Genomic DNA, 14,781 nt, shown 5'->3' on the forward strand with positions numbered 1-14,781 from the left:
ACCATGAGCACCTCCCGCCTGCGCACGTTCGGCACCCGCACCGCCGGCCCCGGCAACCCCGTCTACATCACGGGCGAGATCGGCATCAACCACAACGGCGACCTCGACAACGCCATCGCGCTGATCGACGCGGCCGCCGAGGCGGGCTGCGACGCCGTCAAGTTCCAGAAGCGCACCCCGGAGATCTGCACCCCGCGCGACCAGTGGGACATCGAGCGCGACACCCCCTGGGGCCGGATGACGTACATCGACTACCGCCACCGCGTGGAGTTCGGCGAGGACGAGTACCGCGCCATCTCCGAGCACTGCGCGAAGCGCGGCATCGACTGGTTCGCCTCCCCGTGGGACACCGAGGCCGTCGCGTTCCTGGAGAAGTTCGACGTCCCCGCCCACAAGGTGGCCTCCGCCTCCCTCACCGACGACGAGCTGCTGCGCGCCCTGCGCGCCACCGGCCGTACGGTGATCCTCTCCACCGGCATGTCGACGCCGAAGCAGATCCGCCACGCGGTCGAGGTCCTGGGCAGCGACAACATCCTGCTCTGCCACGCCACTTCGACGTACCCGGCGAAGGCCGAGGAGCTGAACCTCCGCGTCATCAACACCCTCCAGCAGGAGTACCCCAACGTCCCGATCGGCTACAGCGGCCACGAGACGGGCCTCCAGACCACGCTGGCCGCCGTCGCGCTCGGCGCCACGTTCGTCGAGCGCCACATCACCCTGGACCGCGCCATGTGGGGCTCCGACCAGGCCGCCTCCGTCGAGCCGCAGGGCCTGACCCGCCTGGTCCGCGACATCCGCACCATCGAGGCCTCCCTCGGTGACGGCGTCAAGAAGGTGTACGAGTCCGAGCTCGGCCCGATGAAGAAGCTCCGCCGCGTCGCGGGCGTCGTCGCCGAGGCCGAGAACGCGTCGGCCCCCGAGCCGGTCGCGGTCTGAGCGCCGACCGGTGAACCTCGCCTTCGTCGAGAGCCCGGTCCAGCTCCTGAACGTCCTGGAGTGGGTTCACACCCAGGGGGGAGACGACCCGACCGCCACCACGGTCGTCGTCCTCCCCCCGGTCGACCCGATGTCGCGCGGTCAGCTGCGCCGGATGGCGGAGCTGGCCCGCGACGAGGGCATCACGGTCCGCTGGCAGGAGGCGCGCGGCGAGTCCGGCGCCCCTCTGAAGGCCCTGCGCGCCCTGACCGGCCTGGTCAGACGCGCGGACCACATCGTCATCGGCGACCCGTTCTCCCGCTACGTCCAGCTCCTGCTGACCCTGGTGCGGGCCGACCGCCTCACGGTGGTCGACGACGGCACGGCGACCATGGAGTTCGTCGCCCAACTGGCCCGCGGCGAGCGCCTGACCCGCTGGCACCGCCGCGGCCGCACGGGCCCCCGCGAACTGCTCCTGGCCCCGGTCACCGCCACCGCCCGCCGCCGCTTCACCCCGTCGGTGAACCACACGGTCGAGGTGTTCACCGCGATGCCGGTCGAGGCTCCGCCCGGCATCGCGGTCACCGCCAACACCTTCGCCTGGACCCGCGCCCGCTTCGGCCCGCCCAGCATCGGTAAGGGCGCGGACCTGGTCGGCACCTCCCTGGTCGAAACGGGCGTCGTCGACCCCGTCCCGTACCAGGAAGCGGTCACGGCCCTGGCTCGCACCCACGGCGCGACCCGCTACTTCGCCCACCGCCGCGAGTCCGCCGAAAAGCTCCACGCCCTGGAGGCGGCCACCGGCCTGGAGATAGTCCGCCCGGACCTCCCCCTGGAACTCATCGCCCGCCGAGGCCCCATCGGCCGCACGATCGTCAGCTTCCCCTCCACGGTCGTCCACACCCTCCCCCTGGCCCTGACCGGCACCGGCGTCCGGGTAGCGGTCTGCGACATCGCCCCGGAATGGCTCCGCGCCACGGCCTCACCCCGCGCCCAGGGGTTCCTGAGCGGGGTCACGGAGACGGCTCGGGGGGTGCAGCGGCTGCCGTCGGTGGTGATGTGAGGGGGTGGGGCCCCCGCAGCGGCGAGGGCCCTGGGGGCAGGCGAACGCGCCGCGCACCTAATGGCGAGGCTCCAGCATCCTCTCCACCAGGTTCCGGGTGGCTCGCTGGACCAGCGGGTTGAGGTGCGCGGGCTCGTTCAGCGCGAGCGGCCAGTAGAAGGTCCCCGCGACGAAGACGAGCGTTCCCTCGCTGTTCTCGCACAGGCTGGCGTTGTGCTCACGGCGGCCGCGGCCCCAGCTGTCGGTGTACGGAGAAGCGGCCAGGAGTGTCTGCTTGCTGTCCGAGGGGCGGGGCATTGAGGGGTCGAAACCGTCGGCCTCCACCCCCACCAGATCGGGAATGCTGTCGTCGTCCCGCAGCCCTGTTCCCTTCCAGAACCAGTGGCCGCTCTCCCGGACCACGAGCGGTACGGGCTCCGCGAGGATGCCGTTGTACTGCACGCCCAGCAGCCTTTGCTCGGCCTTGCGCCCCTTCTTGGCCAGCTTGCGCCAGCGGATGGTGGGGCCTGCCGCACCCGGTTCGGGGTCCGGGGCCTCCTTGTAGCACGTCACCACGCGGCCTTCGCGGCCATCGGCCGAGGGCTCGACGCGGATGTGGAAGTAGATGTTGTTCGATGCGAGGAAAGCGAGATGGGTCCCGGCCGCCACCGCGTCCTCGGCGCAGTCGCGCATTTCCTTGGACCAGTACTCGTCGTGTCCGGAGAAGACGACCGCGGTGTACGCAGCCGGGTCGATTCGCCCCTCGTGCAGGTCCACGCTGCTCGCGTAGGTGATGTCGTACCCGGCCTCTTCCGCCCACCGAGCCGTGGCGGTGTCCATCTCGAACCACCGCGGTGTTCCGGCGTTCACGTACGGCCTGTCGAAGGAGACTCGGAAGGCGCGCACCTCGTTCCCGCCGATCTCGCCCCCGGGGGTGTAGCCCTTGTACAGGTTCTTGCCGGTGCGCCCGTCGAAGGGCCAGATGTTGTACGCCTGATAGGTGGTGAAGGGCAGCACCATCAGCAGGTCGGACCGGCGCTCGGTGTCGCGTACGACGAACGGTGTGTAGCTGCGGAAGCCGTCGGTCGAGGTGAATATGGCGAGGTATATCCCCGACACCCAGGCTTCCGGAACGTTCAGGGTCCAGGCGACCGGCCAGTCGCAGGCGATGAGCCCGGTGTCCGGATCGGGTACCGGCCGCTTCCGGGGCTCCACCCGGACCGGGTCGCTGGTCAGCAGGTGCCGGGCGCCGTCACCGCCGTAGTGCCCCACCCGGTAGATCGCCACGGTGCATTCCTGGGCGCGGTGGGCCGATATGTGAAAGCCGATCGATTCGCCGCGGCTCACCGATGTGGCCGAGGCGTACCCCTGTATCTGTATCTCCCTGTCGTTGGCGGCCCGCGTGCCGCCCTGCCCGATGCGCCACTCCTGAGATCCGGCGGAGCGGTTCTCCCGGGCGACGGGGTTCTTCCCCGTACTCGCGGCAGGGCGTTCGGGCAGGGATTCGGCCTCGCCACGCAGCTGGTAACCGGCCACCGCCAGGGCTCCGACCCCGAGCGTCCCGAGGGCAGCACGGCGGGACACTTTCGACACAGAACACACTCCGAGGCCCGGACGCCGGGCCTCACGCCGCACGCGTCGATACGTTTGCGACGGGCGGAGTGCACAGGGGATTCGTGCGGCGCCTGTCGACGATCGTTCATCGTACGAGTGTGATCGGCAGGGGATACAGGTGTGATGGCTGTGTGACCGGACACATCACTGAGACCAGATCGTCTCTGCCTTCGACTCCAACAACCGGGGGCGTGGTCCGCACCACCGACGGTGCGGACCACGTACAGGTACTCAGCTGCCGTAGCGCTCCAGCACGTGAGCGCGGGCGAAGCTGAATCCGGTGGTCACCCCCCAGCTGCTCACCGGCTTGGCGAAGGTGCGGTTGGGCAGGGCCAACCACGTCCATGCCTTGATGCTGCCGTTGTCGTAGCCGTACAACGCGCCGAAGTCGTCCAAGCCGTCGCCGTTGTAGTCACCGATGGAGATCGACATGTGGTCGCGCCACATGTTCCCCGCAGGAGTGGTCCAGGCTTGCGCGGTCGAACTGAACGTTCCTGCTGGGCTGCTGGGGAACACGTAGATGCTGTCGTGGCCGTCGGCGTAGTCGTACCAGCCGGCGATGTCGTCCCGCCCGTCTCCGTCGAAGTCGCCCGCGTGGACTGTCGTGCGGTCCCAGCTGCCCCAGGACGTACTTGTCCAGGAACCCACCGGATAGTTGAACCCGCCGGTCGGAGCGGTGAGGAAGGTGAAGATCTTGTTGCTTCCGTCGGAGTACCCGTGGAAGACGGCCAGGTCGTCCCGCCCGTCTCCGTTGAAGTCGCCAGTCACCTGCTTGTCGCGCGCTGTTGTCCAATTACCCGCGGGGCCTGTCCACGAGGTGAACGGAGAGTTGAAGCCACCCCGGACATTCGCTGTAAACGTCCACAGAGCATCGCGTCCGTCGGCGTAGTCGTACCAGACAGCCACGTCGTCCCGGCCGTCACCGTTGAAGTCCCCGCTGTTGAGCCTCATACGCTTGAAGCTCCAGTTACCGGGCGGCACCTTCCACGATTCGAAGGGCGCGGCGAACCTGCCCTGCGAGTTGCCGAGCCAGGTCCACAGGGACACACGTCCGTCCTGGTATCCGTAGACAGCTGCCACATCGCCGATGCCGTCGCCGTTGTAATCACCGGTGGTGTGCTTCATGAGGCCGGCGTTCCAGGAGTCCGGGGGCACGTTCCATCCCGCGAAGGGGTTCTTGAACTTACCGTCGGAGTCCGCCAGGAAGCTGTGGATGGAGTCCGACTTGTCGGCATGGTCGTACCAGTCCGCCAGGTCGCTGCGTCCGTCACCGTTGTAGTCGTGGCGTATCGCGGTGCCGCTGCTCCACTGCGACTGCCCCTTGGCGTTGTGGATGACCAGGTTTCCGCGATCCTGCAGTACGGCGTAACCCTCCGCACCGCTCGTCTTCGAGTCCCAGAGCACGGTGGTCCCGTCGGCCTTGTAGACCACGAGGTTGCCCTGGGCCTGCATGACCGCCTTTGCCCCGATGTTCCCCGCAGTCTTCGTCGACCACAGGCGTTTGCCGGCGTTGGAGGTGATCTCCAGGTCGCCGTCCTCCTTCATCGTCAGCTTCGCCGACTTGGAGGTGTAGGACTGACCTCCGGCGAGGGTCGTCCCGGCCGGGATGCGGGTTCCGCCGACGGCCCCGTCGATGGCGAAGGAAGTGCCGAAGAAGATGGGGCCGGTAGTTCTGCCGGGCCAGCCCACCATGGTGTTGTCGGCTTTGCGCGCCCAGAGGTCGGCCACGCCGTCGCCGGTGAAGTCCCCGACAGATCCGATGGCCGGATAGGTTTTGGCGGGAACACCCTGGCCGATTTTCACCCGGTCTTTACTGCTGCCCCAGGTGGTCGGGTCGACGTAGCCGTTAGGCCCCTTCTTTCCGTGGGCGCGCAAGATGTCGCCGGTGACGTTGTCGCGCAGCCACAGATCGGCGATACCGTCACCATTGACATCACCCGGCACCATGACCGTGAACTTGTCCCAGTCGTTTCCTCCTACGAGAACGGGCTCAGCGATGTCCAGCGAGTAGGAGGCACGGTTGCCGTAGTAGGCCCAGAGGTACTTGCCCTGCTTTATCAAGAGGTCCGGCTGGCTGTCGCCGTTTATGTCGCCGGCTGCGACGACCTGTTCGGCGTTGTGCCAGTGATCGTCGCCGGTCCACTTGTCGTCGCCGACGCAGCCCATTTCTTCGTTCACGACCGGGCAGGCGACGGTCAGCTCCGTGTAGTCATCGCTGATGACGCCATCACCGTTGTTCGGATAGGTCCAGAGCCTCTTCCTCTTCTCCGTGGAGTCGTACTCCAGCCCAACGAGGTCGTTGTACCCGTCCTGGCCCCAGTCGCCTCGGGAGTCGACACTGGCTCCTGAGAAGGTCCTGCCACCGTTGGTCGCGGCAGCGAAGTCACCATTGCCCTGGCCGGCGTAGGTGAGCAGAGTGCCATTGGAGTCGACGCTCCAGATGTCGTTGTTGGCATCACCGTTGAGGTCGCCAGGCCCGTCGCGCTCCTGGGACCGTCCGGCGTAGTAGAGATAGGTGGCCGTGTCCGACCGGTTGCCGGCCTTGTCGACGCTGTAGGCGTAGACGAAATGAGGACCGTATCCGGGGGGCCGCACGGAAACCGGAACCCCGGGTCGGGTGTCATTGACGTCCGGTGCGTGATCGGTCCACCAGACGTAGTGGTCGACGTCTGTCACTCCGTTGGGAGAGAAGGTGAACTTGCCTGTTTCGCGAGCCTTGCCCGTTACTGTGGGCCAGCCGTTGTCACCGGACGGGAACTTGTTGCCGTCGGACGTGATTACGGGAGGCTTGCTCGGCCGAGTCCGATCGACGGTGAACTTGCAGGTCGCCGACCAGGCAGAGTAAGCGTTGTCCTGGTCCTTGACTCGAGTCCTCCAGGTCCAACTTCCGGTTGGGAGGTCAGCGTCGGGGACGGCCCAGGTGCTGATCTTGCCCTTGTTCGCGGGCAATGACTGAGTGGCCGCCGGGCTCGTGGAACCGGACTTGAACAGCTGGAATTCTGCTGTGAGGTTACCGGCATCCTTGTCGTCGAATTTCGCGTAAAGGCTGACGCGCGTGTTACCGATCAGCCCGCCGCTGGAGCAGGAAGTTTTGGGATGCGTTCCCAGCCCGCTCGGGACTTTGGGCGGATTATTGTACTTCGTTTCCAAGACTGCGGTCTTGGGGTCGAACTTCTTCCAGCCGAACGTGTCGCGTTCGTCCTTGGCGTACAAGCCGAGAGTGAGACTCGACAGTTTTCTGGCTGCGGCCTCCTTCACCTTCGAGGTGACATCGAACTCGAGGTTTCCGGCCGCGCAGTCCTTGCTCCACCCTTTGGAGTCGTTCACCGTCCGCAGGATGCTGCCTATTTTCGCGGGCTGTTTGTTCCAGGTGGTCTTCTTCGAGATGGGCTTCGTCTGCCAGAGTTCGACCGGCCTTGACTGGCAGGACCAGGACCACACATTCTTGATCCGGAACGTCGACTCCTTGACCTGCGCCCCTTTGATGTTGGCCGTGTCGACCTGAAAGAAGGAACGGGAGACCCTGTCCAGGCCGCCGCTCTGGCTCTCATATCCCACACGAGCGACTTCGTTGGCGTTCCAGAAAGAGGAATTGGGGTAGCGCTCGTAGACGCGAGTCCAGTTCTGCCGCTTCCCCCACGCCCAGGAGGGATCGATGAATACCGGGTACTTGGTGTTCTGCCCCGTCAGCAGTGCCTGATCCGGCTTGATCTCCAGCACATCGCCTGTGACTGTTGTCGGCATTTGCGCGTCCTGAGCCCCGGGAGCGGGCTCGAACGTCTCGGCGGGTGTGCCTTCCGCTGCGGAGGCGGCACGGGCCAGAGGCTGTGCGCCCGAGCTGGCGCTCGTGGAGTCCCACATCAACGGGGACGGACTGGTGAAGATCGTTTGACCTGCCGGATTGACTGCAGCGACGCTGCCGGTCTCCGTGTCGACCGATACCTCCAGGCCGACTGTGGCGAGCCTGTACTTCAGGGACGCGAGTTCGGGGTTCTGGGCTGCCTGGGCAGACTTGACGACCAGGAGCTGCGAGAAGCCCTCGACCTCTGCCTTGAGTTGCAGGTCCACGCCGGGCAGGACCTCGGCATAGGTGGCGACGTTCTCGGCGAGGATCGGTCTGGGCAGGGCCTCTGGCCAGGTCAGTGAGAGTGACCGACCGTCCTTGACTCCTGTCAGCAGGGGGCCGTCGCCACCTCCCGAGAAGGCCATGTCCACGGTGGACGCTTTGGGTACGACCGACCCGTCGGCTGCGAAGATCAAGCGGGCGTCAGTCGGGATCCACGCGCCCTCCCGGAGCAGACGGACCGGAGTGCTGTACCGCTTGACCGACCAACTGCCGTCCGGCAGAGCCCAGGTGTCCGCCGACTCCGTCCGTGCGGAGGTCAGTTCGTAGGGCTGTCCTGTCGTCCGGGCCTGATCGAGTGCGAAATCTTCTTCGCTCTGCGAGCCGTCGGCCACCGGATCCGCCAACGCAGCAACCCCTGGTGAGGCCGAAGCTGGCACGGCCGCGAGGCCGGAGGAGAGCATTCCTCCGACCAGTGCAGCCGATACGTACCATCTAAAGCGCCGCTTTCTCCCTGAAATGCGTTTTGTCCAGCTATGCATGACCCCGCCCTCAACATGTCCGATATTCGCCGACACTTTATACAGGATGCCACCTGTCGGTCGGGGGGTTAATTCTCTCTGCATTAGTTCGCTTTGCGGTGGTTTTGCTTGCTGGATTGGCAATTCGTGGCAAGGTCGGATTTCGCGCTTTTTGTGCCGTTATCGCCGAAGGTAATTCGAAGATGCCTCGCGAAGTGCCCTGTTAGCCTGCGTCAGTTGGTTTCACGTGCATTTAAGGGGTGGGAAATGGGGCAAAATGGTAGACGTGGGCTATCGGCCTCTTTGGCTGCTGCGGTTCTTGTCGGGCTGCTGCCAGGAATAGCATTCGCGGCCGGTTCGGATGGGAATGGGCAGCTTCCTGAACTGAAACAGCCGAAGGCGGTTCCGGTCGAAGGGGTGGGTGTCGGGAGAAAGGGGCGGCCCGACGCAGCGGCGGCAGGGGCTTGGAGCAAGCGGACCCACAAGGTGAGCTGGCCCAGCGCCGGGTCCGGCGAAGTGTCCCTTGCCGCCGGCGGCCGCGTGGAAGGGCTCCCTGTATCAGTGGCTCCTGCTGCTTCCAAGCGCGGGCAAGGGGGCAAAGGTTCGGCGTCGAACCGGACTGGCGATCAAGTCAGGGTCTCCGTTATGGGACGGGATGCTGCGCGCAAGGCCGGCATCGACGGCCTCCTGCTCTCGGTTGGCAGTGTCGCCGGTGCGGCGAAGTCGACTCCGGCCAAGGTGGAGGTGGACTACAACTCGTTCCGAGGCGCTTACGGCGGGGACTGGGCCGCTCGTCTCCGCTTGGTGGAGCTGCCTGCCTGCGCGCTGACGACGCCCACGCTGACCAAATGCCGTATCCAGGAGCCGGTTGAGACGAAGAACGACACCCGGTCCGGCAAGCTTTCGGCCGAGGTGCCCCTGGGCGGAGCCCCTGGAACGGGTAGCGGCGAGGCCTCAAGGTCGGCGTCGGCTGGATCTGCCACAGTCCTCGCTGCGACTGCCGAGGCCTCCGGCCCGACCGGCAACTACAAGGCGACATCGCTCCAACCCTCCGGCAATTGGAGCGCGGGTGGTTCGACCGGTGCGTTCACCTGGTCGTACCCGCTCGGCGTTCCGGCGGTCCCGGGCGGGATGGAGCCGCAGATCTCGCTCGACTACAACTCCCAGTCGGTGGACGGGCGTACCGCCGCATCCAACAACCAGCCGTCTTGGATCGGTGACGGGTGGTCGTGGGAGCCGGGCTTCATCGAGCGTCGCTACAAGGCCTGCAACGACGACAAGACCGGGGGGACGAACACCACGCGGGTCGGCGATCTGTGCTGGTACAACGACAATGCCACTCTCTCGCTCGGGGGTAAAAGTACCGAACTCGTGTACGAGAAGGGAGAGGGGTGGCACCCGGCGAGCGACTCGGGCGAGAAGGTCGAGAAGCTGACGGGTGCCTCCAACGGTGACAAGGGCACCCCGGGCGTCGACGGGGTAGGTGAGCACTGGAAGGTCACCACCTCTGACGGTACCCAGTATTTCTTCGGTCTGAATCGTCTGCCAGGGTGGAAGGACAACGGTGAGAAGGGCGACGACCCTGTCACCAACTCCACCTGGACAGCGCCGGTGTTCGGCAATCAGACAGGTGAGCCCTGCTACGACTCCTCATTCGCCTCCGGATGGTGCCAGCAGGCCTGGCGCTGGCAGCTCGACTACGTTCTCAGCCCCACCGGTAGCGCCATGGCGTACTACTGGAAGAGCGAGTCGAACAACTACAGCCGCAACGTCACCCAGACCACCGGCAAGGGAACCGTCACGCCGTACATCCGGGGCGGGTACCTCGATCGCATCGATTACGGCCTGCGTCACGGCGCGGCGTACGACGGCAAGGCGATGGGGCAGGTCCACTTCGCCGTGGACGAGCGCTGCCTGGCCAATTGCGGCACCTTCAACGAGGCCAATGCGAAGTACTGGCCCGACGTCCCCTTCGACCGGTACTGCAAGGAGGAAGCCACTGAATGCAAGGACCAGTACTCTCCCACATTCTGGTCTCGCAAGCGGCTTACGGCGGTGACGACGAAGCTCCTGACAGGCGGTACGTACAAGGACGTCGACACGTGGTCGCTGGTGCAGGATTTCCCCGCCGCCGGTGACGGAGTCTCCACGCCGATGTGGCTGAAGTCGATCCAGCGCACCGGAAAGGCCGGGGGAACGGCTTCGCTCCCGCCAGTGACCTTCGCAGGGGAGCAGAGGCCCAACCGAGTCGATGCTCTCGGCGATGGCCTGGCGCCGTTCGTGCGCCTTCGCCTGTACCAGATCACCACGGAATCCGGTGGCACGATTGGTGTCACGTACTCCCAGCCCGACTGCACGGCAACCAGGCTTCCGCCGGCAGATGCGTCCAACACCACACGCTGCTACCCGCTGAAGTGGGCGTACGAAGGCGAAACGGCCAGGCAGGACTGGTTCAACAGCTACGTCGTGACCCAGGTCGTCGAGGGCGACAATCTGGTCGAGTCGCCCGACAAGGTCACCTCCTACGCCTACGTGGGCGGCAGCGCCTGGGCGAAGAACACCGACGAGTTCACCAAGGCCGCCGATCGCGTCCACTCGGTCGCTCGGGGCTACGAGCGAGTACAGACACGCGTCGGAGCGGCCTCTGATCCGAAGTTGCTGACCCAGACCCGCTACTTCCGCGGGATCGACGGTCAGGATGTCAAGGACAGTACCGGTGCGGCCGTCATCGACCGCGAGCAGTTCGCGGGCATGCAACGGGAGACCGCAACGTACAACGGAGACGACACCGCTAAGCTCGTGTCCGCGACCTCGTACACGCCCTGGCGGTCCGAGGTTCTCGCCACGCGTGCGCGTACCGGCCTGCCGGATCTTGAGGCGTACAGGACGGGCGTCCAGAAGGAGTCCACGCGCACCGCTGTCACCGGCGGCACCCGGACGGTCGAGCAGACACGGCACTTCGACAGCTACGGGATGGTCGACCGGATCTCCGATTCCGGGGACACGACCAAAACCGGCGACGAGAAGTGCACCGTGACTACGTACGCGCGAAGCACCTCGGACTGGATCCTCGACAAGATCAGCCGTGTCGAGACCCTTGCCGTGCCGTGCGGCACGAGTCCGTCGCGTCCGGCCGACGTCATCGACGACGTCCGTACCTATTACGACGGTGGCGCGCTGGGCGCCGCACCCACCAAGGGTCTTGTCACCAAGACCGACCGCATCAACGGTAAGGGCACCGGATACGACGTCCAGACCAGTGTGCCCAGTACGTGTGGCCCGAGCGGCACGCAGCTCTGCTACGACATCTACGGCCGCGGGCTCGCGGGTGCCGATGCACACGGCAAGGTGACCACGACGGCCTATACACCGGCCACGGGAGAGGCACCGACGACTCTGGTTGTCACCAACCCCAAGGGACACAAGACCACCACCGTGGCGGACCCGCTGCGGGCGCAGGCCACTCAGGTCACGGACGCCAACGGCAAGATCACGACGACGGCCTACGATCCGATGGGGCGCGTCACCAAGGTCTGGCTGCCCACCCGCTCCGCCGCCACGTACCCGGACACCCCGAACTATCTCTTCGAGTACCTGGTCCGCAACGACGGGCCGGTCGTGGTGACATCGAAGTCACTCACGCATGACAGCAAGTACGAGACCAGCTATTCGTTCCAGGACGGCATGCTGCGTGAGAGGCAGACTCAGGAGACCTCCCCGGATCGCAAGGGCCGTCTGGTCACCGAGACCTTCTACGACACGCGCGGCCTGGCTTGGCGGTCGTCCGGCGTCTACTTCGCCGAAGGCGCGGCCGAGCCGGTTCTCGTGACAGGCAAGGAGCTCAACTACCCGGCGTCCACCGACACCGAGTTCGACGGCGTCGGCCGGGTAACCGCTGTGACAGCCAAGAGGTTCGGGGACGAGAGCAGGCGTACCACCACCCTGTACACCGGTGACACCACCACGGTGATACCTCCCACGGGCGGAACTCCGACCACGACGGTTACCGACGCCGTGGGCCGCACGACGGAGTTCAAGGAGTACAAGGACGCCGCTCGGACCACCTCCCAGTCCACCACGTACGGTTTCGACAGGCTCGGTAGGCTCGAACGCATCACCGATCCGGCCGGAGCCCAGTGGACCTACAAGTACGACGTGCGCGGTCGTCGAGTGGAGGCGACCGATCCCGACAAGGGGAAAACGGTCACTGAGTTCGACAAGGGCGACCGGGCCGCCAGCATCACGGACGCGCGGAACATCACGCTTCACACGGACTACGACGACCTCGGGCGCAAGACAGCAGTCAAATCCGGTGCGACCACCCTTGCCGCGTGGGAGTACGACACGGTGTCCAAGGGGCAGCTGTCGAAGTCGACCCGCTACGTCGAAGGCAAGTCCTATGAGACGGCTGTCACCACGTACAACAGCCTCTACCAGCCCGTAGTCACACAGGTCACCATCCCGGACAGTCAGGGGACGCTGGCCGGAACCTACAAGTGGATCACGAGCTACAACCTGAACACCGGCCAGGTGATGTGGGTGCAGCATCCGGCGATCGGAGGACTGCCGTCCGAGAGAGTCACCAACACGTACACGCCTGTGTCCGGGTTGCTGAGCACCGTGGGCGCCGGTACCGATCCGGTGGTGTCGGACAGCACTTACGACCACTACGGCCGTGAAATCCGCCGCCAGTTCGGTGCTTTCGGACGGAGCGTGTGGCGGACGAACACCTTCGACGAACACACCGGGCAGCTCACGGACGCCTACCTAGACCGTGATGCCGCTCCACAGCGCATCGACGACTCCCACTACACCTACGATCCGGCAGGCTCCATCACGTCGATCTCCACGTCGCACGGTCAGGACGCGGCCCGCACCACCGACACCCAGTGCTTCGGCATGGATACACTGCGCCGGATCACCGAGGCCTGGAGCAGCCGCACCGAGAACAAATGCGCTGAGAAGCCGTCGGCGTCCGAGGTCGGTGGCCAGGATGCGTACTGGACTACCTACACCTACGACGCGGTCGGCAATCGCAGGACCGAGACAAAGCACCAGACCGCCTCGGGACCTGCGGCCGACACCGTTCGCACCTACGCCGCCCCGACGGCCGGCAAGCACGATCTGCCCAAGGTGACGCAGACCGGCTCCAGCCCGCGCGAGGAGCTCTTCACCTACGACGCCACGGGCAACACAGAGACACGCAAGATCGGAACCGCGGATGCGCAGACCTTGGCCTGGGACGAGGAGGGGCACCTGAAGTCCGTCACCCAGGGCAACACGGTCAGCTCGTACGCCTACGACGCGGATGGTGAGCGGCTGTTCCGCAAGGACACCACCGGCACCACCCTCTACCTGCCGAACGGCAACGAGCTGCAGCTTGACAAGGCGGGCGCCCTCACCGGGACCCGTTACTACCTCGCGGGCGAAGTTCCGGTGGCCATGCGTACCAAGGGCAAGGTCACGTTCGTCTTCGGTGACCACCACGGCACCGGGACAACACAGGTGAGCGCCGACGCCCAGCAGACTGTCACGCGCCGCAAGTCGACGATCTTCGGCGAGGCGCGAGGCATCCAGCCTGTCGGGTGGGTCGGTGACAAGGGGTTCATCGGTGGGACCAAGGACTCCGACACCGGTCTGACGCACATCGGTGCCCGGGAGTACGACCCTTCGATCGGTCGGTTCGTCTCCGTGGACCCGATCCTGGAGGCCGACAAGCCGCAGACCATGAATGGCTACGGATACGCGGCCAACAACCCGGTCACCTTCTCCGACCCTTCCGGTGAGGCCCTGGAAGAGTGCGTGAGCGGCATGTACAGGTGCAGCGGGGGCACGAAGGTGGTTGGCAAGGGAGCCAACTACAAGAAGATAGTCGCGCAGAACAAGAAGAGCAGTGCCTACTATCAGAAGAATTATCAGACGTACCAACGTCGACAGGAGTTGGGCCGTCGTGCCACGGCGGCTTACCGCTTCGGGAACTCTGGAGTCACTGCCACGCTGACGAAGAACCACCTGAACCCCAACGCCCTCCAGGTAGTCGCGTTCTATTTCATGGGAGCTGCTCCGACTTCGTACAGCTTCGACCAGAACGACCGTTTCACTGTGGGAGTGCAGAACCACATGTGGATGGACGTGGTCCGCAAATACCTAGCGAATCGTAAGGGCACGATAATAGGCGAGGAGATCAAGGGTCTCGATTACAAGACGAAGTATGGCGCGGCAATGCTCGGCACGTCACTTCAACACATGATGCTCGTGGACGGAGGTGCTGCGCTGACCTACATGGCTGAAGGGCCCTCCAATCCGGATGCAGAAGCTGGTGCCACCCGTGCTGTGCTCGGTTCCTTCAATCTGAAGGCGAAAGTGACCGACTATCACCCGCAGCTCCGCACCGGCAAGGTCGACTTCGAGCTCACCCAAAAGATGACCGAAGCCTCGTTCACCAGGTCGGTGTCCACTGAAGGATACGAAAGTGGGGCCAAGGATCCAACGATGTCCTCGGTCTCCGAGTCGATAAGAGGGATCTTCCCGGGCGGTCAGCGGGACGTGCAATTCACTGTCCGGTGGACCGAGAGCATTCATATGCGCCGGCCGGTCGACTAGCGCAGTAAGTACGTTGCGGTACG

5 protein-coding genes are annotated in these 14,781 nt (G+C 65.4%); 3 read left to right on the plus strand and 2 right to left on the minus strand.

What is annotated here, in order from left to right; genetic code table 11:
* The first annotated feature begins 3 nt into the window (after positions 1-3).
* On the plus strand, positions 4-936 hold the full coding sequence (locus tag CIB93_RS02335) for an N-acetylneuraminate synthase family protein (protein ID WP_096623508.1): 933 nt from the start codon (positions 4-6) through the stop codon (positions 934-936).
* Positions 937-946: 10 nt separating this feature from the next.
* Entirely contained in the window at positions 947-1,978 is a 1,032-nt protein-coding gene (locus tag CIB93_RS02340) for a hypothetical protein (protein ID WP_096623510.1), read from the plus strand.
* A 57-nt stretch (positions 1,979-2,035) separates the two neighbouring features.
* On the opposite strand, the gene CIB93_RS02345 is transcribed toward CIB93_RS02340, so the two are convergent.
* Together CIB93_RS02345 and CIB93_RS02350 are read right to left on the minus strand one after the other, a co-directional pair.
* The gene (locus tag CIB93_RS02345; RefSeq protein ID WP_257001975.1) at positions 2,036-3,541 is read right to left on the minus strand and encodes a N,N-dimethylformamidase beta subunit family domain-containing protein; all 1,506 of its coding nucleotides are present in this window, start codon (positions 3,539-3,541) and stop codon (positions 2,036-2,038) included.
* 261 nt (positions 3,542-3,802) lie between these two features.
* Positions 3,803-8,212: an FG-GAP-like repeat-containing protein gene (locus tag CIB93_RS02350; RefSeq protein ID WP_179499929.1), complete on the minus strand. Its 4,410-nt coding sequence runs from the start codon at positions 8,210-8,212 to the stop codon at positions 3,803-3,805.
* Positions 8,213-8,800: 588 nt separating this feature from the next.
* On the opposite strand from CIB93_RS02350, the gene CIB93_RS02355 reads away from it, so the two are divergent.
* On the plus strand, positions 8,801-14,758 hold the full coding sequence (locus CIB93_RS02355; protein ID WP_257001976.1) for an RHS repeat domain-containing protein: 5,958 nt from the start codon (positions 8,801-8,803) through the stop codon (positions 14,756-14,758).
* Positions 14,759-14,781: the final 23 nt, after the last annotated feature.

Origin of the sequence: Streptomyces sp. WZ.A104, from assembly GCF_002382885.1 — a bacterium.
Lineage (GTDB): Bacteria > Actinomycetota > Actinomycetes > Streptomycetales > Streptomycetaceae > Streptomyces.

Coding starts and splice junctions, on each gene's coding strand:
- CIB93_RS02335 (WP_096623508.1), top strand. CDS start 4: ATGAGCACCTCCCGCCTGCGCACGTTCGGCACCCGCACCGCCGGCCCC.
- CIB93_RS02355 (WP_257001976.1), top strand. CDS start 8,801: ATGGGACGGGATGCTGCGCGCAAGGCCGGCATCGACGGCCTCCTGCTC.